General features: G+C 46.3%; 17 protein-coding genes. 9 read left to right on the forward strand and 8 right to left on the reverse strand.

Annotation, left to right across the window (positions count from 1 at the left end):
* The first annotated feature begins 123 nt into the window (after positions 1–123).
* The 8 genes from pgl to trpA all read left to right on the forward strand — a co-directional run bounded on the left by pgl (position 124) and on the right by trpA (position 5,119).
* Positions 124–849, forward strand: a complete 726-nt coding sequence (gene pgl / locus H6H02_RS01220) for a 6-phosphogluconolactonase (protein WP_190813844.1) — start codon at positions 124–126, stop codon at positions 847–849.
* A 125-nt stretch (positions 850–974) separates the two neighbouring features.
* Complete coding sequence (locus H6H02_RS01225) at positions 975–1,787, forward strand: FHA domain-containing protein (protein WP_190813845.1); 813 nt, start codon at positions 975–977, stop codon at positions 1,785–1,787.
* A gap of 105 nt (positions 1,788–1,892) precedes the next feature.
* The gene (locus H6H02_RS01230; protein ID WP_190813846.1) at positions 1,893–2,144 is read left to right on the forward strand and encodes a hypothetical protein; all 252 of its coding nucleotides are present in this window, start codon (positions 1,893–1,895) and stop codon (positions 2,142–2,144) included.
* A 112-nt stretch (positions 2,145–2,256) separates the two neighbouring features.
* On the forward strand, positions 2,257–2,748 hold the full coding sequence (locus H6H02_RS01235) for an FHA domain-containing protein (RefSeq protein ID WP_190813847.1): 492 nt from the start codon (positions 2,257–2,259) through the stop codon (positions 2,746–2,748).
* Positions 2,749–2,807: 59 nt separating this feature from the next.
* Positions 2,808–2,975, forward strand: a complete 168-nt coding sequence (locus tag H6H02_RS01240) for a hypothetical protein (RefSeq protein WP_190813849.1) — start codon at positions 2,808–2,810, stop codon at positions 2,973–2,975.
* 651 nt (positions 2,976–3,626) lie between these two features.
* On the forward strand, positions 3,627–3,839 hold the full coding sequence (gene ndhL / locus H6H02_RS01245) for an NAD(P)H-quinone oxidoreductase subunit L (protein ID WP_190413562.1): 213 nt from the start codon (positions 3,627–3,629) through the stop codon (positions 3,837–3,839).
* 24 nt (positions 3,840–3,863) lie between these two features.
* Entirely contained in the window at positions 3,864–4,175 is a 312-nt protein-coding gene (locus H6H02_RS01250) for a DUF3007 family protein (protein ID WP_190813851.1), read from the forward strand.
* Between the two features lie 146 nt (positions 4,176–4,321).
* Complete coding sequence (gene trpA / locus H6H02_RS01255) at positions 4,322–5,119, forward strand: tryptophan synthase subunit alpha (protein WP_190813853.1); 798 nt, start codon at positions 4,322–4,324, stop codon at positions 5,117–5,119.
* Between the two features lie 108 nt (positions 5,120–5,227).
* Here the strand turns inward: trpA and cheB are convergent, their stop codons facing one another.
* The 7 genes from cheB to H6H02_RS01290 all read right to left on the reverse strand — a co-directional run bounded on the left by cheB (position 5,228) and on the right by H6H02_RS01290 (position 19,464).
* On the reverse strand, positions 5,228–6,280 hold the full coding sequence (gene cheB, locus H6H02_RS01260) for a chemotaxis-specific protein-glutamate methyltransferase CheB (protein ID WP_190814217.1): 1,053 nt from the start codon (positions 6,278–6,280) through the stop codon (positions 5,228–5,230).
* A gap of 54 nt (positions 6,281–6,334) precedes the next feature.
* Complete coding sequence (locus tag H6H02_RS01265; protein ID WP_190813855.1) at positions 6,335–8,875, reverse strand: hybrid sensor histidine kinase/response regulator; 2,541 nt, start codon at positions 8,873–8,875, stop codon at positions 6,335–6,337.
* A 257-nt stretch (positions 8,876–9,132) separates the two neighbouring features.
* Entirely contained in the window at positions 9,133–10,713 is a 1,581-nt protein-coding gene (locus H6H02_RS01270; protein ID WP_190813858.1) for a methyl-accepting chemotaxis protein, read from the reverse strand.
* Between the two features lie 555 nt (positions 10,714–11,268).
* Positions 11,269–11,445 carry a hypothetical protein gene (locus H6H02_RS01275; RefSeq protein WP_190813860.1) on the reverse strand — a complete coding sequence of 59 codons (177 nt, stop codon included), beginning with the start codon at positions 11,443–11,445 and terminating at the stop codon, positions 11,269–11,271.
* Positions 11,446–11,544: 99 nt separating this feature from the next.
* Positions 11,545–12,603, reverse strand: a complete 1,059-nt coding sequence (locus H6H02_RS01280; protein ID WP_190813863.1) for a chemotaxis protein CheW — start codon at positions 12,601–12,603, stop codon at positions 11,545–11,547.
* A gap of 5 nt (positions 12,604–12,608) precedes the next feature.
* On the reverse strand, positions 12,609–14,063 hold the full coding sequence (locus H6H02_RS01285; RefSeq protein ID WP_242040497.1) for a protein-glutamate O-methyltransferase CheR: 1,455 nt from the start codon (positions 14,061–14,063) through the stop codon (positions 12,609–12,611).
* A gap of 265 nt (positions 14,064–14,328) precedes the next feature.
* Positions 14,329–19,464 (reverse strand): PAS domain S-box protein, encoded by a 5,136-nt coding sequence (locus H6H02_RS01290; protein ID WP_190813867.1) that lies wholly within the window; start codon positions 19,462–19,464, stop codon positions 14,329–14,331.
* An 854-nt stretch (positions 19,465–20,318) separates the two neighbouring features.
* Here H6H02_RS01290 and H6H02_RS01295 point away from each other — a divergent pair.
* The gene (locus H6H02_RS01295) at positions 20,319–20,720 is read left to right on the forward strand and encodes a response regulator (RefSeq protein ID WP_190813869.1); all 402 of its coding nucleotides are present in this window, start codon (positions 20,319–20,321) and stop codon (positions 20,718–20,720) included.
* Positions 20,721–20,941: 221 nt separating this feature from the next.
* Here the strand turns inward: H6H02_RS01295 and H6H02_RS01300 are convergent, their stop codons facing one another.
* Positions 20,942–23,479 carry an adenylate/guanylate cyclase domain-containing protein gene (locus H6H02_RS01300; RefSeq protein WP_242040518.1) on the reverse strand — a complete coding sequence of 846 codons (2,538 nt, stop codon included), beginning with the start codon at positions 23,477–23,479 and terminating at the stop codon, positions 20,942–20,944.
* Positions 23,480–23,634 lie beyond the last annotated feature (155 nt).

Here is a 23,634-nt window from a genome sequence, read left to right on the forward strand (position 1 = left end):
ACGCTTCCTCTTTGAGAACAGCGAATAAATTGTTCCAGACACATATATTAATGGGTACTAAGAAGAAGAAACTGTAAGATTTTCGGTATGGTAGAGCTGGAAATCATCAATTCATCCCCATAGATGAACAAAATCGTTGAAGTCTTACCAGATAAAACGGCGCTGATTGAGCGATCGCTCCAAGTGTGCGTCGAGCAAATTCACGCCGCAATCGAACAGCGATCGAGCTGTACTATCGCCTTGTCCGGTGGCAGCACCCCTAAGCCGCTGTATGAAGCGATCGCGACCCAAAATCTGCCTTGGGATAAAATTCACATTTTTTGGGGCGACGAACGCTACGTGCTGCCAGACCATCCCGATAGTAACCAAGGGATGGCGCGGAGTGCATGGCTGGATAAAGTAAATATCCCAGCCGCTAACATCCACCCCATGCCCACCGAGGAAGCCGATCCATCTGTCGCAGCGGATCAGCACGAACAACACATCAGGGAGTTTTTTCAAGTTCAACCCGGTGAATTTCCAGCGTTCGATCTCATTTTGTTAGGGATTGGAGACGACGGACATACAGCTTCTCTGTTTCCCCACACAGAAGCCTTGAATGTACGCGATCGCCTGATTACCGTCGGCAACAAAGACGGGCAACCCCGGATCACCTTCACGGCACCTCTGATTAATCATGCTCGGTGTGTCATATTTGTGGTTGCCGGTGCGAGTAAACGACCTGCCCTCGCTCAGGTTTTTGCCCCTACCGCTGACGACCAAACCTATCCCAGTCGGTTAATCCAGCCCCAAGGAGAACTTTGGTGGCTTTTTGATGAGGCTGCTGGTCTTGAATTAAGCCGGTCTTGAACTAGCCAGTCTTAAACTAGCCAGTCTTAAACTAAAAAGTTAAGACGCCTCGCCATTCAGACTATATTTGAATTTCCACCTTCCACTCCCATCTCTAGGAGGGATACAGCCTGCAAGGAGGTTTTATGATTGTCTGCCCGAATTGCAATCACCAAAATCCTGATGGAGCAGCCCAGTGTGAGGCTTGCTACACCCCCTTACCCGCCACCACCGCCTGTCCCAACTGTGGCGCACCCGTCCAAACCGACGCCACCTTCTGCGGTCAGTGTGGTTCTAACCTGCGACCGAGCAGTTCAGGCGAGATAGGCTCATCGACCGGATTAGACCCGTTCCCCAGCGTCCCGGACTTAATGGCACCTGAGCCGCTGGTGGCACCCGATCCTTTAGTGGCTAGCCCTCAACCCTCGATGCCCAGTTCTAACCCGGATGTCCCCGCTCCGGTGCCACCCGTTCCAGCTACAGTGGTGAGTCAGCCACCTGCACAGGAGGAAGCAGCCGAGGAACGAGCAAGCGTCAGTCCACCCCCAGCGGCGGCTTCTAGCAGCACTCCACCCGCGCCCGCAGCGCCCGCAGCAAGTGCCTCTGGTAGCTCAAAAACGCAGCTACAGCAGCAAAATGCCCGTCTCTTGCACATCCAAACGGATACGATGATTGAATTGCCAGCACAACTGTCGGTAATTCACATTGGCAAACCGAATGACCAGATTCCGCCTGATATCGATGTTTCAGGATTCCCCAATTCCGAGATTGTTTCTCGGATTCATGCGGATGTTCGCGTGGAGGGAGACGCCTTCTACATAGAAGACGTTGGGAGTGCGAATGGCACCTACATTAACCATAACCCCCTGCCTAGCGGCAATCGGCACCGTTTAAGAACAGGCGATCGCATTGGCTTAGGTAAAGGCGACAAGATGACATTCTTGTTCCAACTCTCTTAATCCCAGAGACTGTTCGATGCGATCGCAAAGCCTGAAAATCATGCTGTGTCGCCTCTTGGGGTGAGGGGTTATGGCAATTGCAGACTGTTTTTTTAAGTGATAGGCTTGAGGGAAACAATTTGGCATCGGACTCAGGTTTATGGAAATTCCCACCGTTTAATAAACCTGGAAGTGAGAGAAATTGGTAATCCCATCGAATCAATTCGGGGGATGCACCGACTTGACGCCCTCATGATACGATTGCCATTGGTAACACCCGTGGGTGCCTTGGAACTAAAAACGCGAAACCAGGTGGAACGAGGTCAAAAGGGTTTAGAATTCCATCTGCCCACGTTCTACCCAAAGTTCGCGGTCTAACTCCAGTCATGGGGGATTTCTCTCAATTCCTTGAATCGAGGAAGTCACTTCGGTTGACAGTGTTACGAGTCCCAAGCCTAGAGGCGGAAATCTTTAGAAGTATGTAACATCGGTGATTACCCTGACCCTGCTGCATCCTATCCAATCTATACCAGTTCAGAATTGGACTTTTGAACCCGAATCAGTAGTAATTCGGATTGGACGGTCAACCGAGAATGATGTCATTCTTTATAGTGCGGTTGTTTCTCGCCACCACGTCGAGATCCGGCGCAATGGTTCCGATTGGGAAGTTGTTAGTTTAGGTGCAAATGGCACCTATCTCGATGGAAAACGCATCGCCCAAGTGCCGGTGGTTGATGGGATGATTATTCGGCTTGCCAGCTCCGGTCCCCAAATTCAAATTCGGATTGGCTCGACCGAAACGAAGGTAAGGCAAAATGCGGCTGCGGGCAAACAATCGGTTGCTCGAAAGTCAGAAGAGAAATCTAGAGATAGAGAGACTTTCATCGATGCTCGTTTGCTGGAAGCAGATGAAAAGAATCAACCCAACGTGAAGCTGGTAACTGCTGCGGAAAATCTTGGTAAATCTAATCAATTACCCTAGGTTTCCCTACCATCCTCATTCTCGATTATCTCGATTATGTGTAATAAATCTGGAGGGGCATGGCAATCAAAACGCCCTTACCCAGCGGCTGTGGTCAAAACGTTGGAGCCGCGACATATTTCACCCAATTTAGAAACGCGATAAACGGTATTAAGCTAGCAGAAACCGAAAAAGCCAGAATCCAGGTTTATCTCTTAGGCAGCAACGGATTGCCGCGCTGGAGATGATCCTGGATTCTGGCTTAAATTGAGATGGGGGCAGAGGGACTTGAACCCTCACGACCTTTTACGGTCAACGGATTTTCATTCTCTCGCAGCTTTCGCTGCTGCCTTTTAAGACTTTGAGAATTGGACTCTCCCTTTACCCTCGGCTTGACGTTAGGGTAGCTCCCGTCGAGTCTCTGCACCTTCCGAAGAGTTTTGAGTTTTGAATTTTGAGTTTTGAGTTTTAAATTCACTCAGTCCTCCGTCCTCAGTCCTCAATCACTAACTTTGGCTTGGCTCAGGATTGCCATGTCTGTTGCCAGATTTAGGTTTCCCTGAATTTGAGAGCCGTCACTTGACAGATTTCTCCATCAAGGCCCAGTTTTCTAAGTCCGTAGCGTCTGCCATTCCGCCATGCCCCCCTGATGGGGAGAAGTATCGTTCCGTATCTTCTACAAAACTAACTTCATTGTCTATTGCACCATTAAATGGGGACTTTGTGCAACTATTCCTTTAGTAGTCTCACCAATTAAGCGGCTGATTCCAGCAAACGGTAAAATATGGACAGTTCGTCGGGTGTCTAAACGGATAGTTCTCTTTTGGGAGACTTTTTGTGTTGATGTTCGCGCCGGGACGCCGGTACTCGTCCTCGTTCTTCTACCGCCAGAAAAAATTATGATGGTTGCGATATTGTATCTAGTTTTGAGTGGAGCCTACCTGGTAGTGATTCCCTTCGCCCTGTATGCCTACCTGCAACAGCGTTGGTATGTTGCTAGCTCCTTTGAACGGAGTTTCATGTATTTCCTGGTTTTCTTTTTCTTCCCAGGTTTGTTGCTCCTCAGCCCATTTTTGAATTTTCGACCCAAGCGGCGGCAAGTTCAGAGTTAAGGTTTGTCGTTGGATAAGCGCTAAATGCGACGAATTGACATCATTGGAATTGGCATCGGCGTCTTTGCCGCCGGTGGAATTGCGTATTTTCTGTTGCTGGTGGCTGGGCTAGATAGCTTGGAAGCGGGGATTTGGAGTCAAGTTTTCCTGGTGGGCGGGTTGGTTGGCTGGCTGCTGACTTACTTGTTCCGAGTGGGAACGAAACGGATGACCTATAACCAGCAGCTAAAAGACTATGAAGAAGCCGTTTTGCAAAAGCGACTGGAAGAATTGACGCCAGAAGAACTGGCTCAGATGCAAGCTGAAATCGAACGGGAAAACAAATTAAAAAAATAGCAGATAGCCGTCAGCGGTCAGGTGTCTAGGGGCACGCAATGCTGTGCCCAAAAAAGGAGCGTAGTTCCTTTTTGGCCCCTGACCGCTCACCCTTGAATTGCTAAAGCTCGAAGTGCCACTGACCACTGACCACTGATTTTTGACAAATGACTTCAATTTCCGAGTGCTTTGAGTCTCTCGCGCGTCGCTCTGAATGTGCCTTAATTCCCTTTATCACAGCGGGAGATCCGGATCTGGAGACTACGGCTAAGGCGTTAAAAGTCCTTGATGCCGCCGGTGCTGACATGATTGAGCTGGGCGTTCCCTATTCAGATCCGTTGGCAGATGGACCCACGATTCAAGCGGCTGCGACTCGCGCCTTGCAACGGGGAACCCGTTTGGAACAGGTACTAGAGATGGTCTCCGGCGTTAGCAAAGAGGTGCGATCGCCTATCATTTTATTTACCTACTACAACCCGATTCTAAACCGGGGCATTGAACCGTTCTTCAAGCAGATTGCGAATGCTGGGGTGCGGGGATTGGTCGTGCCAGATTTGCCATTGGAGGAGTCTTCCAACCTGCTGCAAACTGCTGCCAGTATGGGAATTGATGTAATTTTATTGGTCGCGCCTACCAGTTCCCCAGAGCGAATAGAAGCGATCGCGCGTCAGTCTCAGGGATTCATTTACTTGGTGAGTGTCACTGGTGTAACGGGAATACGATCTGGACTGGACTCGCGGGTGCAAGATATCCTCAAGCAGATACGAAGCGTTACGGATAAGCCCATCGGCATTGGGTTTGGCATCTCTGAGCCAGAACACGCCCGTCAGGTGAAAGACTGGGGAGCAGATGCTGCAATCGTCGGGAGTGCCTTGGTGAAACGTTTGGCAGAAGGAACACCCGAACAGGGACTCGATGCGATCGCTGAGTTTTGCCGGAGTTTGAAAACGGCGATTACGACCTAACCCCGTTTGTAAAGTGGTGAGTTTTGAGTTTTGGGTTATCAGAGAGTTTTTTAATTCAAAACTCATCACTTAAAACTTTTGTCTCATTTCCAATGAGCGATTAAATCATTAATCGCTACCCATAATTCTGGCAAGTAACATAGGCGCGATCTCAGTGATGGGCAAAACATACTGCGCTGCACCAAGAGCGATCGCTTCTTTTGGCATTCCAAACACCACACAGCTTTTCTCATCTTGGGCAATGGTAACGCCACCCGCACGAGCGATCGCTTCCATTCCTTCCGCACCGTCTCTACCCATTCCAGTCAACAATATCCCCACCGTTCCTTGACCGTAGAAACTCGTCACCGACTTAAAAGTGACTGTGACAGAGGGGCGATGTCCCCCCATCGGCGGGGCGGCAGAATGACAAAATCTGCCTTGAGTATCCAATTCTAAATGCAGCCGTTCCGGTGGAAAATAAATCGTTCCCGCTTTTGGTATTTCCCCAGCACGGGCAATTTTGACTGGCAAACGACATTCTGTCCCTAGCCAATCCACCATTCCCTGTAAAAACCCTTCGCTGATGTGCTGAATACAAATCACCGGCAGGGAAAAATTCACGGGCAGATGGATAAGAATGTTGTAGAGAGCTTGCGGACCTCCAGTAGACGCGCCAATCACCACGATTTTGGATTTCTGATGGGGGATTTTAGCTTGGGGATTTATCGTTGAAAATTTAAAATCTAAAACTGCCTTCTTCCGATACTGGGTAAAGACACTCACACCAGAGAGGATTTTAATCTTGCCAATTAACTCCTGTTTTACCAACTCATAATCCGATCCTGCGCCACCACGAGGCTTGGGAAAAATATCCACTGCCCCCGCCTCTAAAAGCCGGAAAACATTTTGCCTATCTTCTTCCTGTACTGAAGTGCTAATCACCAGAATCGGGCGCGGATAAGTTGCCATAACCTCAGAGATAAATTCCAGACCATCCATCTGTGGCATATATAGGTCTGTGCAAATCACCTGGGGCGCACAAGAGGGAATCAGTGCCAATGCTTCTCGACCCGTTCGCGCCATCCCCACCACTTCAATTTCCGGTGAGGACGACAGAATCCGTTTCAGCACTGTCATCGCGATCGCAGAATCGTCTACTAATAAAACTCGAATTGGCATTTTGTTCATTGCTAATTGCTAATTATTCAAAAGCGATTAGCGATTAGCGATTCACTACACAAGTCTTCTTAATGTTTCTAATAATATTTCTTGGTTGAAAGTGCCTTTGGTAATGTAAGCATTCGCACCGGCTTCTGCACCTCTGCGTTTATCTTCATCTGAAGCCAGGGATGTCACCAGAATGATTGGAATTTCATTATATTCCTTATTTTGGCGAATCCTCGCGGCAAAACCCAGACCATCCAAATTCGGCATTTGCACGTCGGAAACCACCGCATCAAAAGAACGAGTTTTGAGTTTGTTGAAACCGTCCAACCCGTCCACTGCTGTCACTACTTCATAACCAGCACCCTCCAGAATGCGTTTTTCCTGAGTGCGAATGGCAATAGAATCTTCTGTCAACAAGATTACGGGTTTTCTGACTTCGTCTGTAATTGGTTTGAACGATTTTACTTGTGGAGTTCGTTTTCGCACAGATTTAATTAAATCTGAAGGATTTAAAATCATGCAAACTTCCCCGGTACCGAGGATAGTTGCGCCAACTACATTACGAACTCGTTTGAGCAATTTACTTTGAGATTTGAGTACCACATCCTGTTGATCTACCCAACCATCAACGAATATCCCCAGTTGCTCTTCTCCCACTTTCAAAATAATGCAGGGCAGTTGTTCTTTGTCAGCAGTTCTTTGTCCGTTACTACTGACGACTGGTAATTCCAGCAAATCTGCTAGTCGCGCGACGGAAACCGGGTGCCCATTCAAAACAATGGTCTCTCTGCCTTCGATCGTAAAAATCTGCTCCAGGGAAATCAACCGCGTTGTTTGCACAAACTCCACTGGTAGGGCATAAGCTTTTCCGCTCACTTCTACAATCAGTACCGGCGCGGTTGCCAGGGTTGTGCCCAGACAAAGCCGCAGCGTGCAGCCCTTTCCGGGTGTTGATTCAACCTCAATGCTGCCTTTGAGGCGTTCTACATTGGTGCGAACCACGTCTAACCCTACGCCTCTGCCTGAAACTTCGGTCACAAAAGTCCGCGTTGAGAAACCGGAAGCAAAAATCAACGAGTGAATTTGAGCCGGTGTCATGGCGGCGAGTTCTTCTTCCCGGCAGAGTCCGCGCTTGAGAGCTGTCTGCTTAATTTTTTCGATGTCTAATCCTCGCCCATCGTCCTTGATCGCGATCGCAATATTTGTGGCAGTTTGGTAGCTTTTGATCTCAATGGTGGCGGTACGCGGCTTTCCCTGTGCTTCTCGCTCGGCTGGGGTCTCAATGCCATGATCGACGCAGTTGCGAAGGATATGCATCAAGGGATCTTTCATTTCTTCCAGGATGCGCTTGTCCGCTTTAGTTTCGCCGCCTTCAATGATCAGATTGACTTCTTTATTTTGCTGTCTGGCTAAATCCCTTACCATCCGGGGAAATAACTGAAAGATGGTGGATAGGGGCAACAGGCGTAGGGTGCGAATGCCTTCTTCCAAATCACCGGCAATTGTGTCTAGTCTGGCAGTATCTTCATAGATGGCATCTCTTAACTGGTTGATCAGAACTCCCAAGCGCTCGTCGAAGTGCTGTAGGGGTTGGCTCCCCCCGTTTAGGCTGTAGGGCTGTCCCCCCATCGGTGCTGTAGGGATGCGGTCTCCCCGCCCGTTCTGAGGGGAAGCGATGAAACTTACCGCTTGCCGCCCACCTGTTATCTTTTCTCTGTGTAGGCTCAGCGCTGAAGTTTTCTGCACGCTTAGACGGCTCGACTCCTCCCACAGCGCCACAATTTCCTCAATTTCAGCTAAGCGATGGGCAATGCGGATTTTGGTAACGGTGAGTTCGCCTGCTTGGGTCAGTAACGCATCAAGATTGCGGGTTTCGACGCGAATCGTTTCGATGCGGTAGGGTTCACCGAGTGCAATGGGTGGCGAGGGAGGGGATTGAGAGCCATTGCTCGAAAAGTTGGGTAGACCGCCCCTACTGTCGAGAGCATTAGGGGCAGGTTTCAAACCCACCTCCTTCAACCCCACCTCCATTGGTATCAGAGCTGCGGGGGTTTGTCGAAACGTTGTCTGTAATGTTTCTATGTCGGCGGCTGTTTCGGGCAGTTCGGAAGTTATATCCGGGGAAAGGGTTTCTTTCTCAATTGCTTCCTCATCTTCTGGCTGAACTACTTCCTGAACGCCTTCCTGGTCTAAAAAATTCTGATGATTTTGATTGGCTGGAGTTGTAAATTCAGCTCCCATCATTTGGGCGAGGACGAGAAAGGTGTTGATGCCTGCTGGTTCCCCGGTGACGGCTTCGCAGACCAGTTTGCGAATGGCATCCAAACCTTGATAGAGGCGATCGCATATTGTAGATACCAGTTGTGTCTCGCCACGTTTGACGCCTTCCAAAATATGTTCCAGTTGATGGGTGAGAGTTTCTACATCACGCACGCCCAGCATTCGAGCATCGCCTTTGAGGCTGTGGGTTTCTCGCAATAATTCTTCTAATCGAACTTCGTCGTCAGGGTACTTTTCTAAATGCAGCAACCCGTCATCCAGTTTTTGCAAATGTTCTTCGCTGGCAATTTTGAATAAATCTCGGAGTTCGTCGTCTTCTATAATCATGGTTAACAAAGAAGCTTTTAGCTTTTGGTTGTTAGTTTTAGAGATAATTAGCCGTGATTTTTGAGGATATTTTTAAGCGGATCTAGCAATCTTGGTTGACTGGTGAATTTTCTTTGGTTAACGAACCGCGTTGGCGGAGCCTGCACGTTAGCGCTTAGACGCTCTAGCAAAGCGGTGCGAAGCCTAGGACGCCAAGTAAGAGAGGAAAAGGAGCAGATAATTTTACAACTCCTGAATGGATTGCTATTTGGGATTCTCTACACCACTGACTTGAGGTTGAGAGCCGCTTCATTCAATCTTTGGATGCCGATTTTAGTTTGAGTAATGCCACTGGCATTTTCTTTCGCTGCGACATTGAGGCTGCTCATTGCATCAACGACTTGTTGAATCGCGATCGCTTGTTGTTTGGCGGAAAGCGAAATTTGTTGACTGTTTATAGCGATATTTTCGATAGCATCAGCCACGCCGGTGAATGCTTGTGCTGTGCCCTGAGCGGTTTTCACCCCGGCTTCCACCGTTTTCGTCCCTTCATCCGTCACCATCACCGTGACATTGATCGCGTTTTGAATATCGCCAACTAGGACGTTAATTTTCCCGGCGGATTTCTTACTTTGTTCTGCCAGTTTGCGAATTTCTGCCGCCACCACCGCAAAGCCTTTGCCATGTTCGCCAGCTCGAACGGCTTCAACGGCTGCATTCAGTGCCAGCATATTCGTCTGGTTGGCTAAGTCACTCACCAAGCCAGAGATATTGCCAATTTGATTCGTTTGCTCGGATAGAAGGAGAATTTGAGAAGCGATCGCTCCCACTCTATCTTTGAGCAGCGCCATTTCCTCCAAAGTTCGCCCGACGGCTTGGCTTCCACCCTCCGTCAGCGACAGCACCTGCCGCGAGCCGGTTGCTGCTGCTTCGGCTTGCTCTGCTGATTGCTGGGACGAAGCACCCAACTCATCCATCGTGATCGTGGTTTGATTCACAGACGCTGCTTGTTGAGCTGCCGTGCGTTCTTGTTGCTCTACCGTGGCAGCGATTTCTGATGAAGAAGTGACAATCGTGTTGACGATGCCAGATATTTTGGCACCCAGCGGCTTAGCAATCGTGATGCTGAAGAAAATGCCAAAGATAATCGCAGTAACGGGACCAAGAATTACACCCAGAACCAGCCAAAATGTTGTTTGAGTCACATCTTTTTCTGCTGCCCTCTGGGCTGCTTCCCCAATGTTGTGGCTGTATTGCAAAACTTCTAGAACCGATTCTGTGGATGTGTTAAAGGAGTTTAGTTCTTCGTTTGCTGCCAGTTCGCTGAGTTGATCCAGCAGGGAATCTGCTGCTTTTGCAGCTGCAAATTCCGGTGAAGTCTGCCTCTGCTGACTGACAAGCTCAGCCAGACGGGTTGGGGGATCTAAGATGCCTAGCTTGACAAATTGTTGATAAATATTCAGAAAACTTTCATGGTCTCGTTGCCACTTTTTCCAGTCTAGAAGAAATTTTTGATAGAGCTTTTTTTCGTCCTCGGTCTGTGGAGCTGACTCATATTGTTTAAACCCTTCGTCAATCTGCTCTTTAGCATTTTTCATTCGGTCTAATTCAATTTGCCGATTTTCTTGGCTCAAGAGTGTATTAAGTAGCGCTCGCTCCGCTGACTGGATTTGGGTCTGCCCTTCATTGATTTTCCACAATCCAGTTATGCTGGGCAAAGTATTATTCCCCAGTGTATTGATATGACCGCTCAGCCGAGAAGCTCCGTTCCAGCCTACTAGGGCAACCACTAATACAATTAGACCCATTAATAAAAATGAGCCGATTAATCGGGATTGTAAAGACAAATTCTTAAACATCAGACTTATCCTGCATTGTCAAATTACACGATTGGTTGAAGATTAAAGGCGACTTTGTTCAGATTCTGGTGCCAAGTATTAGTTTGAGTAAGGCAAGGAGTTTCTTTGCTTCCCCAATCAATCCACTATGACTGGCTGGATAGCGATCGCTCATTTCATAGCCCTCAGCAAGAGAAAGTCAGTAACCCAAAATACTCTAGCTAGTTCCCCCTGGCTCTGATTTTCCATTTTTGAATTAAATACATCCTCACAGGATTAGCAGAAATACTGTTGACAAATTCTTCTTGTGGCAAGTTTTTCTGAAAAATTGAATTGCTAAACAGAGGATTGTTTAGCAAATGTAAAATTTCTTAGTCAAGCTTGCCCCTAAAATCTCCAGAATCCACCAGAGAAATACTCCTGGGAATTTTTTAAAGGATTTATTCATACTCAGTTTGGCTTAGAACGACTTTTATTATTAATCCCTCTTTTGCCCTAGGAGTGTTAAGAGTTTAAAAAACTTAAAATATAGAGATGATATTTATTTACGTTACCAACCAGTCGTGTGCATATTCACTAAACGACTGCCTGAAATCTTAAGGAAGTGTTACTGAGGTTTTGAGTGCAGATTTTCGGTGGAGTGATGCTGGTAGCAGTTTCTTTAGCTTGCTGATTAAAAGCACCATATAGAGCGTTCATCGCGCCCACAGACGTGAAAGAAAGCGATCGCGCTTCCGCTTTTCTGTTCAGCATCACCAACTCTATAAGGAGTGCAATACCGCCTGGTTTGCTTTTTCAGCAAGCAGTAGAGCCTTTTTGGCAATTTTTTTGGCAATAGAATTTAATAACTAATCACACTTCTTCATCAACCATTAATTCTGTTTGCGTCAAGAGCTTCGGTAAATCTAAAATAGCCATCATTTTTTCGCCGTAAGCAACCGTCCCCCGGAGGTATTCATTATTACCAGAACGCGCTGCGGCAGGCACTGGCATCATCTCCGACAGGTGCAAATACATCACATCCAATACCTGATCAACTATCACGCCAGCAACCAGATCGTCGATGCAAGCAATCATCGCTTTTGATGTATTCTCTAGATTACCCAATGGTAAATTTAATACTCCACGAATATCGATTAATGTCAAAATCTCACCCCGCAAATTCATATTGCCGACAATATAAGCTGGGCAACAAGGAATTGGAGTAACTTTGCGAATATCAGTAAATTCGCGCACGTTTCCTAAATCTACACCAAAATATTCACCATTTAAATTAATCACTGCCATCGGGCGACTCCCAGAAAAATCTTGGCTCTCTGCTTGCCGCATTAAACTGTCTGCCCGTTCCCGAAAAATCGCTTTTTCTTCAGATGTTGTATTGGAGGAAAATAAACGGTTTTTCTTAGAAAAACTAAGGGAAGTATCAGCTTCCCCTTCTAGATTGAACGGTTTTTTTTCTGTAATTAATGCTTCAATTTGCTCTGAGGATTGGAGAAGCTTTTCCGGGTTCAGCAACATCACGATATCTGCCTCTACCTTGGCAACACCCCTAACCAAATGGGGTTGATTCGTGACTTCTCGTTTATAGGAGAAATCTGTTGCGATCGCATTCGCGGAGATTTTCTGCACGTCGTGAACTTCATTGACAACAATGCCAAATCTCAATCCCTGAGATATCAGAACAATGACACTATCCGTGAGGCGGTATTCAGGGAATCCGTACCCAAGGCGAAAATGGAGATCCATAACTGGCAAAATTTCACCCCGGAGATTAAGCACTCCTACCATTTCCGGCGGTGCTTCTACGATTGGGGTTAACTCCGGGAGAAAGAAAATCTCCTGTACTGAAAATGCTTCTATTCCATAAAGTGAAGCATTCAAGCTGAAAACAATATAGTGTTTAGATTCCATAGAGTTTATAGCTGAGGCTGTAACATTTTTTGGAGGTGTACGATCAATTCTCTAGCCGTCATTTTTTCTTGCGACTCAATTGTCGTTTCTTGGGGTAATTTTTTTAAAATTTCTAAAGCGGCTGTTCGCATTTTTAAAGTTCTCAAGAGATTACCTTCACTCTCATAAAGGCTACTGAGTTCTAGATACGCCGAGATAGAAGAAGGCACTAAATAAATGATTTTTCTCAATAAATTTTTAGCTTCTTCAACATCCCCTTTTTCTTCAGCAATATGGGCGAGTAAATATAAGGGCTTTTCCGAAAGAGAATCGATTTTCAGTGCTAGTTGGCAGTAGTGAACTGCCTTATCATACTCACCTAAATTGGCATATATTAGAGCCATCAAATAGTAGGAGCCAAAGTTTTTGGGTGCCAGAGCGATCGCTTGTTCTGTTTTTTGAATCGCCGAAGCATAATATTTCTGTTTAAAAAGGGTTTCTGCTTCACAGAGAAGTGTCTGAAAAGTGGAAATGTCCGCCGGTATCTTGCTAAGCTCTAAATTAGATAAGTATCCAGATTCATTGACTTTTGGATTAATTTTATCTCCAATTTGTACCGGGAGATAATTTTTAGGGATTAATTGTACAAATTCTCTTTCCTGTTGATTTGGCGTCGAAGAGGATGGGCAGCTTATTGGTTCTTCAGTATTAGAATAAACTTTTACTGTTTTCTTAGAAAGCTTTGCCCCAATCTTTTCTTCGGGGCGCTGATAGATCGTAGATTCGGGAAACGACTCAGTGTGAAACAAGCTTAGATCCAGCCCTTGAAGTTCAGCATGAGCCGTCAAAAGATATCCTCCTGGTTGTAGAGTATTGTAAAATTTGTTGACAACAAGGGAAATAGCCGGTCTGTCAAAATAAACAAAAACATTCCGGCAAAGAATCAAATCAATATTTTGAATATCTAACAATAGATTAGGGAAGGGTGTTTTAATTAAATTGACGATTTTGAAATTAACCATATTTTGAATATCTGCGTTAATTTTCCATTCCGTCCGATGTTGCTCAAAGTAACAATTTTGTAATTGCAGGTCTAACAATCGAAATGACCAAGAGCTATAAATTCCTTGTCTTGCTTTATTAATGGACTCTTGATTAATATCTGTTCCTAAAATATAGAGATTCCAGTTTTCCCAGTCTGGGATGAGTTGGGTGAGAAGAATCGCCAGGGAATAAGGTTCTTCACCAGTTGAACATCCCGCGCTCCAAATTCGCAGAGTTTTTGTTTGCCTTTTAGCAGCGATTAAGCGCGGTAAAATTTGATGTTTTAATAAAGAGAATTGACCTTTGTCTCGAAAAAAATAACTTTCGCCAATTGTCAACAAAATCGCGAGTTCTTGCCATTCACACTGACTTTGATAACTATCAGTTTCTAATAATTGATAATAGACTTCAGGAAGATAGATAGAAACGGCATTCATCCGCCAGCAAATTTTCTCACATAAAGCTTCTCGATCTTGCGGGCGAATCTGTAAGCCTGTATGAGTCCCGATGAGTTGTAAAAAACGCTGTACGAGAGCCTCATTAAATTGTCTTTGAAATGACACAGAATCTCCTTCTGATTAAAATTGCCCGGTAGGGCGAAAAAATCGCTTTACGGGCATACTCTACAGGCATCCAGGGAGGGAAGCAACGATGCGGCATCGGCATTCATCGGGAAGGGCAACGCTTTGCCGGGTTGAATTGTTAAAGGGAGGGAATCCAGGGAATTTCAATCGAAAACTCTGCCCCCTGACCTGGTTCTGACAGGCACTTGAGCATCCCGCCATGTTTCTCTACCACAATTTGGTAGCTAATAGATAGCCCCAAACCAGTTCCCTTGCCGACTGGCTTGGTGGTGAAGAAGGGGTCAAACAAACGCTTGATCACGTCCTCTGACATTCCTGGGCCATTGTCTCGAATCCGAATCACAACGATTTGGTTCTGAGTCATGGGGGGTCGGTCATTGGTGATTGGCGTTAGCGGCGTGTTAGGGCTTCGAGTCTCTTCCCCATTACCTGTTACCTGTTGACGATTTCGGATTTCGGTAGAAATGGTAATTTTCTTTGGTTCTGGTTGGCTGTCGAGGGCATCAATGGCATTACTGAGAATGTTCATGAACACTTGATTCAGCTGACCGGCGTAGCAATCGACTAAGGGAAGATCGCCGTACTCCTTCAAGACTTGAATCCCGCCGTAAGCGCCATTAGGTTTCAAACGGCTATGGAGAATGAGCAAACTATTGTCGATTCCCTCATGGATATCCACCGGCTTCATTTCAGCTTCATCCAGGCGAGAGAAGTTTCGCAGTGACAAGACAATCTGACGGATGCGGTCAGCGCCCATTTGCATGGACGATAGCATTTTGGGCAAGTCATCGATGATGAAGTCTAAATCAATCTCTTCCTCCTGGGTTTGAATTGCGGAAACAGGATTGGTGTAGTGCTGTTGATAGAGGTGTACGAGATCGAGTAGGTCTTGGATGTAGTCGCTGGTGTGGCTGAGGTTGCCGGTGATGAAATTGACTGGGTTGTTGATTTCGTGGGCGATACCGGCGACCATTTGACCCAAGCTGGACATTTTTTCGGTCTGAATCAGCTGAGATTGGGCTTGTTTGAGATTGTGCAATGCTTGCTCTAGTTGTTGGGTCTGGGTTTGAGCAGCACGGGCGGCGGCACGACTTTGGGCGTAGAGTTCGGCTTGGTCAATGGCGATCGCTAGCTGATCCACGACGCCTTGCAGTAGCTCGATTTCGCTGTCAAGCCAAGGACGAGATCCACTGCTATGACTACAGACAATCGCGCCTAGATGACCGGCGTGGGTTTTCAAAGGTAGCAGCAGCACCGAACGAACACCCAAATTGCTCAGTAGAGGCACGAGACTTTGCATTCCATCCTCGGCACTGAGGCGGCGATCGCTTGTCAGATCGTCAACCCGCAAAGTCTGAAGTTGGCGGATTTTCTCGCTGAGGGGATCGAGTTCTTCTGGGGGACACTCGGAGAGCAAACTGGGTCTACTGGCGTCTGTTGTCGCTTCGTGAGTGACGGTCAGACTCGCCTGATTGGACTGCGCCCAGCACCACAAATACTGGCATCGGTCAACTTGCAACAAACAGCGAATCTCATTCACAGCGGTTCCCAGGATGGTATCCAGGTCGAGGGAATCGCGAATCTGGCTTGCCAAGCGGAACAGCAAGGCTTCTCGACGTGCCGAGAGGGCTTCTTTCGCCCAAGACCGATCGATGGCGATCGCGATCGCGTTGACGACCCACCCCAACGCTTGATGAACAGCTTCGCTAAAGCGTTGGCTGTTGCATATAGCCATGACGCCCACCAGTCGGTCTTCGACAATCAGGGGATAGGTTGCCAAATAGCTTTCGGGGATTCGCAAACAGCTTTCAGCGACAAAATCATTGTACAGACGGGCTTCCAATCCGCCCCCAGACCGATAATTACTATCCTGAGTCAGATAGGGTTGACGAGTTTGAGCGACGAAGCCGATTAGGGAACCGTCGAGAACCTGGTGACGCTGAGCCAACAAATCTTCCCAATAGAATTCGCGCTGAGAATCAACCCTTGTGGTTGCTTGCAATTCCAAGCGGTTAAGTTTTTGATTAAATGTCCAGATACACGCAAAAGTTGCATCGAGATGCTCCACCATTGCTTCCGTACAGCGATTGAGGCTTTCCGATAAAGAGCCAGCCGCGCCCAAGGCAGTACCGACTTCTGCTTCCAGGGTGGAGAGGCGCGATCGCTCCATCAGCGCTGCCTCTGACTGTTTACGACCTGTAACATCCCGGAAATAAACCGATAGACCATCTTGATAAGGATAGCCTCGCACTTCAAACCAGCTCTCTAGAGGCTCATAAAACACCTCAAAGTGAACGGTTACTTGATTGGCAACTGCCCGGTGATACTCATGATAAAAATTAGAACTGGCTGTTTCTGGAAACTCATCCCAAATACACCGATCAATTAACTCATCTTTGCTTCTAAACAAAAGCTGCTCTGCCCGTGAGTTCAGATAAGTAAATCGCCATTCCGTATCTAAAGTAAAGAAAGCATCGGTAATACTTTCCAAAATGTTCCGAGTGCGGTTCTCGCTGTTGACAGCTGCCTCCCGCGCCGCCTGTTCTCGCGCCAAAAGTTGAATGCGCTCCTCCTCCTGCCGCTTGTGATCGTCGATATCCGTGTTCGTCCCAAACCAACTAACGATCTTGCCTTCGTTATCATGCACGGGAACCGCCCGCCCCAGGTGCCAGCGATAGCTTCCCTCAGTTACATTCAACAGGCGAAATTCAACTTCGTAAGGCTCTCCCGTAGAGAGAGAATGGCTCCATCGGGCGATACAATCTGGCACATCCTCCGGATGCAGCACATCTTGCCATCCCCAGCCCACCATTTCCTCAAACGTGCGTCTGAAATATTCCAGAACGCGCTGGTTCACATAATCGAGTGCCCCATCTGGCTGTGCCGTCCATACCTGCTGCGGAATCACTTCAGCTAAGGCGCGAAAGCGCTGTTGGCTTTGTCTTTGTAATTCTTCTGCCCATTTTCGCTCAGTGATATCTTGACGGATGGCGACATATTCAACAGGTTGTTGGTCGGAATTTAAGACGGGCACAATTGTCGTATCCACCCAGTAACAAGTTCCGTCTTTGGCTCGATTTCTGATTTCGCCATGCCAGACGCTGCCACTGCTGATGGTTGCCCACATCTGCTGAAAAAATTCCTTGGGGTGATGTCCAGAATTAATGATGCGGTGATTTTGTCCGAGCAGTTCCTCTCTGGAATATTGAGAAATTTCGCAGAATTTATCGTTTACATAATTAATCTTTCCGGTGCGGTCTGTAACTACCACAATCGAAGATTGATCGAGGGCAAACTTAATGTCTGCCACTTCTTTGAGGGACTCAGAGAGTGCCGACTCGGCTCGCAGGCGCTGTTGTTGGGTATGAGCATCTTTGATGGTAATCGTCAGATATCCAGCCATATCAACCAAAGTGGCGATCTCGTGTTCGTTCCATTTATATGGTTGCGGCGAGTCAAAGCACAGCAAGCCGATTAACTGGTCGGAATGCTGCAAGGGGATGTCCAGCATAGACTGAGTTTGGCCTGTCAGCAAGGCATCCGCTAAAGGTGTTAGCCTGAAGTCTTGGGTAACATCGTTACAGATGAAGGATTCGCCCATCTGCAAGGCATTAAGATATTCCGATGCAACCGTCAGATCGATGGCTAATCCTGAGAGTTTCGGCATTCCCGGCGGTTCGATGGAGGAAATCACCATCAAGATGCCTTGGGGATTAATCGTTGAATAAGCTACTCGCAGATGAGGAAAATATTCGCTAATTTGTTTGAGCGTGCGTTCAATTATTTGCTCTATTGACAAACCCGATCGGGTTTTAGTCGAGATGCTATTGAGCAATTGGAGACGAGTTTTGCTGTTCAGGAGTGCTGTCTCGGCTCGTTTAGCGAGCGTGATGTCTGTCTGAATGCCAACTAAGTAAAGTAAATCGCCCTTGTCTGAGAACACGGGCGAAATTTTTAATTGGTTCCAAAAAGGTTGACCATCTTTGCGATAGTTTAGCAGCGTGACTTTAACTTCTTTCGCTTGAGCGATCGCATTCCGAATTTTTGCGATCGCTTCTGGATCGGTATCAGCACCTTGCAAAAACCGGCAGTTGTGACCAATCACTTCATCTGGTTGATACCCAGTGATTCGGGTGAAAGCTGGGTTTGCGTAGACAATTGGGCAATCTGGTTGGTGGGGATCGACGATGACAACGCCATCTGAAACTGTTTTCACAGCTTGTGCCAGTTTCAGATTTTCTGCTGCGACTCGATGCAAGGCGTCTTTCGGTTGCTGACGTTTGGTGATATCCATTACTGTGCCAATCGTGCGAACCGCTGTTGCCGTTTCGCTGTAAAGAACTTTGCCTTTTCCCGCTATCCAGCGGACGCCGCCATCAGGGCAGACAATGCGGAATTCAATCTCGTGGTCTGTTTTATTCTCAATAGAGGCAGCGATCGCTCCAGCGACAAGTTCCCGATCTTCAGGATGAACGCAATTCAGGAATGCTTCCTGAGTTCCATCAAAGGTGCCTGGAACTAGACCCAATAGTCTCTCTAAATTATCAGAGCCTGTCGTATCAATGACTTGACCTGTTACCAGATTAAAGTCCACAAGGCTCGTATAAGAAGCTGCTAGCCCTAACTGAAATCGGGCTTCTTTCTCGCAAAGCGCTGCTTCAGTTTGCTGTTGATTGATAATAATTTGTTCAAGATTAGTTAAATTTTTTCGCAGTTGTAGTTGAGCGATCGCTTGCCTTCCTAATGTCGCCAGCGCTTCCTGCTGTTCCCGACTTAAATCTTGCGGCACATCATCAAGCGCAGATAGCACGCCTACCATTACGCCCTCAGGCGTGATTAAGGGCACACCCGCATAAAATCGGATTTTTGGGTCGGATTTCACTAAGGTATGGCTAGCAAACCTTTTATCAGACAGCGTATCTCGAACGAGCATCAACTCGCATTCGCAGATTTCTGGTTGCAGGATTGCATAAGTGCAGAAAGCAACATAGGCGTCAGTGTCTGGCGTGGAAATGCCCAATTTTGACTGGAGCCAATGTTGTTTGCCATCCATGAAGCTGAGCAGCGCCATCTTCGTCTGGCAAATATAGGCTGCCAAACGTGTCAGTTCGTCAAACGCAGCGACAGCTCTTTGAAGATACGCTAGCTCCGGAGGAGCCGCAACGCTGATGCAATTGGGAATAGAGTCTAGTAGGGGACACCATCGCAGAGTATCGAGCGGGATAGCTCCGTTTCCAGGTATTTGTGCGTTCATTTTAAGCGCCCTTTTCTGCGAATGCTGCACTTTTTTAAGCTAGCTGTATAAATGTTTACTCTTATTAAAACCGGATGATGAAGACACTCTTTGAGACTTACCTCTTCTTTGCCTCTATGAGAGGATTTTGTGAAGGCTATATGATGTAAATTTTCCCTTACTTAGTTACTGAACTTAATCTTTTATACTGCATCGCTCAAGTTAGGTTGGTTGATGCAAGTCACAAACTAAAAGAAACAACAGAGCGAAGCCCCCAGACGTCTTTAGGGAAGGAGAGCTTTTTAGGATCTGCAAGCAGAAGTGCGATCGCACTTCTGCTTGCAGTCTGCTAAGTTGCCGTTTTAGCGCAACTTGGCAGAACCTGCTGTATTTAGGATTCCCGTTAAGGAGATATTTCTATCACATACTGATTATTTTTTGATTGAACAAACACCCCACCTGCTTCTTCCAGATAATTTTATATTCAGAAAACAGATGTAACTTCAGTTCTGTGTTTTGTTACAATTATTTAACTGGATTCCCGTAGTTCTTCTATTTACTGAGTAATAATTATCAAGCTATAGTGCGTATAGTAGACGCTTCATTTTAATAAAATTCAATTTTTGTGAAGTGTTTTGGTATAGAAAAATATTAAACAAACATTTATGAATAACTAGCGTTGAAACACTCAACATAAAGTAGAAAAGCTTTAAATTAAAAATAGCTAGGCGGGATAGATGTATCCTACAAAGGAAAGCGATGCTCTCTTACCTACTGGGGCTGACGTTAAAATAATTTGGATTCGGCATTTTAATAGCCTTTGAACCAAATTCAACGATTGTAGATTTTCGTAGACTAAAAATTGGGTAAAGAAGATGTCTTCAACTTTGAGTGATATACCGACCATCCTAGCGGTGGATGATAGTAGCGTTATGCAGACGCTGATCAAACGTGCCCTAGAGAGAGACTACAGAGTTTTGGTGGTAGATAATGCAGTAGATGCTTTATCGGTGATTTACCACCAACCGATTTCAATTTTATTACTGGATGTCTCCATGCCAGGAGTGGATGGCTTAGAACTCTGCCGCACGGTTCGGAGTTTGCCGCAATTTCGAGATTTACCCATCATCATGCTGACAGCGCGAGACGGAGTTTTTGATAAAGTACAAGGGCGACTGGCAGGTGCAACTGAATATTTGACAAAACCCTTTGAGGCTGAGCAACTACGCCAGATTGTTGGCAATTTTATTACTTCAAATTGTTCAACTGAAATTTAATTTCCACTCCCTCAAACTAGAACTGTTAGCGTAGCGAATACTTGTTGGTTAAAATCAGTTGCCAACAGGATGCCATTGGTTCAAATCCCCGACATCTCTCTCGAAGTCGGGGATTTCGCCTTCACGAATCATTTAAGACTGGTACAGTTATCCTATTTCTGGGTTATTTTGCTGATAGCTAATCGCCAAAATAGAGGTTTGCAATTAACCATTAGCCATTCCTACTTTTCCGTCAGCGTAAAAACGCCATCCCAGTTATCAGGAGGTGGTTCTTGGAGAAACAACTGACAGCGTTTCAGGTGCAAAGCAGCCGCTTTGTCGTTTTTATCAATTTCTTCCAGAATGGTGCCAAACTCACCCATCGCGCGAGTAAACTTACGATTTAAGTAATAGTCACGTCCCTTATGGTAAAGATCGATTACCGCTCTCTTTTCATCGGAAATTTTCTCTTCCCGCAGCCCCACCAGTTCATAGATATTAACCGGCGTATTCTTACCTTTGACTCGAATACAGTCAAGCTCTCTTGTCCAAATTAAATCTTTGCAAGGCTGATAAGTGCTTTCGCTAATCACAATATCGCAACCATATTGCTTGCTAGCACCTTCTAAGCGAGATCCCAAATTCACTTCGTCGCCAATTGCGGTGAACTCCATGCGCTTACTGGAGCCAATGTTACCGCTAATTACCGTACCGGAATTAATCCCAATCCCAATCTTAAACGTTGGGAATCCTATGTTTTGGCGACAGGCATTAAATTCTGTCAAACGATGCCGCATTTCGACGGCTGTTTGTACCGACATCCAGGCATGATCCTGCAAGGGTAAGGGAGAACCAAAGACTGCCATAATGGCATCGCCAATATATTTATCGAGGGTGCCTTTGTGTCTAAAAACAGCATCTACCATCGACTCAAAATATTCATTGAGCATCTGCACCACATCTTCTGCATTCATGCTTTCGGTTAAGGTGGTGTAACTGCGAATATCTGAGAACAAGATGGAAACTTCTTTTTTATCGCCCCCTAGTTTGGCGTCACCGCTATTGATTAACTGTTCTGCCAATTCTTGAGTCATGTAGCGGTACATCGTACTCTTGAGGCGCTTCTCTTGAGAGATGTCATCCATCACTACCAGGGCACCGTAGACGTTGTTATTGTCGCTGGCATCCGCAATGGAGTTAATTGACAGGTGAATGCTATGTTGTTGTTCTTCTGTCGAGAGCAAAGTTTGATCGGGGTAGTATTGTTGGCGGCTTTTTTCTTCAGCGGCGTCTATCGCAGCTTTAAACCATTTAGAAAAGTCACCTTCTTTGATGCGGATCAGATCGGCAATTTTTCTACCTTCTATTTGATCTTCATTTTTAAATCCTAAGAGTCGCTTGGCGCTTTCATTCGCTGCAATAATCTGACCGGATTTATCAGTCGAGAGAACTCCATTAGAAAGGCTGCGGAGAATATCACGCTGCATTTGTTCTTGCTGTTTGACCGTCGCAAACAATTTGGCATTTTGCAGCGCTACACCGGCTTGAATATTAAATGCTTCCATGAAAGCTTCATCGCTTTGATTAAAGCTTGCCTTCCAGCATTCAGGGGGTTCGGGCCAAGTTTCCGGATTATAAGAGGGGAATTCTCCCTGCTTTTTCTTATTTACAAGTTGGGTGACACCAATCAACGCTTTATCGGCGTTAAAGATTGGCATACATAATAAGCTACAAGTGCGATAGCCATTTGCCTGATCGACTTGTTTAGACACTTCAGAATCTGGATCGGCATAGAGATCAAAGGAGATATTCAGGGGTTTGCCAGATTCAGCAACTTTACCGACATAACCTTTTCCAACTGGCACTCGCAGTTCTCGCATGGAACCGTCGGAAAGAGGGATTCGTGTCCATAAGTCATGGCGATCGCTATCTAACAGCCACAGAGTGCTACGATCTGCATTCATCAGCTCCTGGGCTTCATGCATGACCCGTTTCAGGGTATCTTCTAAGTCGAGATTGCTCTGGCTTAAGGATCGAGTCGCCTTCATCAAGGCATCAGAAGCCCGCTGTCTCTGCGTTGCCATGTAAAAAGAGCGGGAACTTTCCAGAATCAGGCGAATGGAAGGAGCAAATTCGGCAAATATTATTTCATCTTTTGAAGTAAAGCCATTGAGATCGATTCTTTCCGCTAACGGCTTTCCTGGCTGATTAGGTAAATTTAATTTATTAATTAATTGAACGACTGCAACTAAATTTTCCTCTTCGTTTACCAGAGGTAAAGTCAACATTGTATAGGTGCGATAGCCATTTTCCTGGTCTTTCTTCTTGGCGAACGCAGAGCGGGGATCTTCGTAAAAATCAAAAGGAATATTAATACTTTTCTTATGGGTTGCAACCTCACCTGCAATCCCTTTATCGGCAGGAATCCGCAACTCTAAAGGTCGCCCCTCTGCACCTTCGGCAAGAATTGACCAGAGTTGGTTCTTTTCTTCATCCAGTAAATAGATTGTTGTGCGATCTGCACCAAGTAATTCTCCGGTTTTCAAGGTAATGGCATTCAACATTTCTTGAAGAATGGCATCAAAACCCTGACTATCAGTCAACATTGACAGGGTTTGATTGACTACCTGGAGCTTTTCTTCGACACCTGTGACAACTTCTTTGAAAGTTTCCTTATTCAGTGGGGCAAGAAGTGCCGTAAAACTTCCTTCTTTTGTGGCTAATGCACCACCCGTACCTGTAGGAATACTTGTAGAGGTTTGGGGAATTTGATTCCCCATTTGATTTTCATCGTGAGGAACAACATCAATCACCCTGTCTGTATCGTTCCAAGCATGCTTTTTGGTAGATGAAGGTGTCATAGATTTTTTCAGATGCCTGAAGTTGAGCGAGGTACGAGGCGGTGGAATTATCCTACAAATTTAACAGCCAAACT

The sequence above is a fragment of the Coleofasciculus sp. FACHB-1120 genome, from assembly GCF_014698845.1.
Lineage (GTDB): Bacteria > Cyanobacteriota > Cyanobacteriia > Cyanobacteriales > FACHB-T130 > FACHB-T130.

What these genes read in the sequence shown, in the direction of transcription:
- pgl (WP_190813844.1), top strand. Translation starts at nt 124, where the DNA reads ATGAACAAAATCGTTGAAGTCTTACCAGATAAAACGGCGCTGATTGAG.
- H6H02_RS01225 (WP_190813845.1), top strand. Translation starts at nt 975, where the DNA reads ATGATTGTCTGCCCGAATTGCAATCACCAAAATCCTGATGGAGCAGCC.
- H6H02_RS01240 (WP_190813849.1), top strand. Translation starts at nt 2,808, where the DNA reads ATGGCAATCAAAACGCCCTTACCCAGCGGCTGTGGTCAAAACGTTGGA.
- ndhL (WP_190413562.1), top strand. Translation starts at nt 3,627, where the DNA reads ATGATGGTTGCGATATTGTATCTAGTTTTGAGTGGAGCCTACCTGGTA.
- H6H02_RS01250 (WP_190813851.1), top strand. Translation starts at nt 3,864, where the DNA reads ATGCGACGAATTGACATCATTGGAATTGGCATCGGCGTCTTTGCCGCC.
- trpA (WP_190813853.1), top strand. Translation starts at nt 4,322, where the DNA reads ATGACTTCAATTTCCGAGTGCTTTGAGTCTCTCGCGCGTCGCTCTGAA.
- cheB (WP_190814217.1), bottom strand. Translation starts at nt 6,280, where the DNA reads ATGCCAATTCGAGTTTTATTAGTAGACGATTCTGCGATCGCGATGACA.
- H6H02_RS01265 (WP_190813855.1), bottom strand. Translation starts at nt 8,875, where the DNA reads ATGATTATAGAAGACGACGAACTCCGAGATTTATTCAAAATTGCCAGC.
- H6H02_RS01270 (WP_190813858.1), bottom strand. Translation starts at nt 10,713, where the DNA reads ATGTTTAAGAATTTGTCTTTACAATCCCGATTAATCGGCTCATTTTTA.
- H6H02_RS01275 (WP_190813860.1), bottom strand. Translation starts at nt 11,445, where the DNA reads ATGCTGAACAGAAAAGCGGAAGCGCGATCGCTTTCTTTCACGTCTGTG.
- H6H02_RS01280 (WP_190813863.1), bottom strand. Translation starts at nt 12,603, where the DNA reads ATGGAATCTAAACACTATATTGTTTTCAGCTTGAATGCTTCACTTTAT.
- H6H02_RS01285 (WP_242040497.1), bottom strand. Translation starts at nt 14,063, where the DNA reads ATGAATGCCGTTTCTATCTATCTTCCTGAAGTCTATTATCAATTATTA.
- H6H02_RS01290 (WP_190813867.1), bottom strand. Translation starts at nt 19,464, where the DNA reads ATGAACGCACAAATACCTGGAAACGGAGCTATCCCGCTCGATACTCTG.
- H6H02_RS01295 (WP_190813869.1), top strand. Translation starts at nt 20,319, where the DNA reads ATGTCTTCAACTTTGAGTGATATACCGACCATCCTAGCGGTGGATGAT.
- H6H02_RS01300 (WP_242040518.1), bottom strand. Translation starts at nt 23,479, where the DNA reads ATGGGGAATCAAATTCCCCAAACCTCTACAAGTATTCCTACAGGTACG.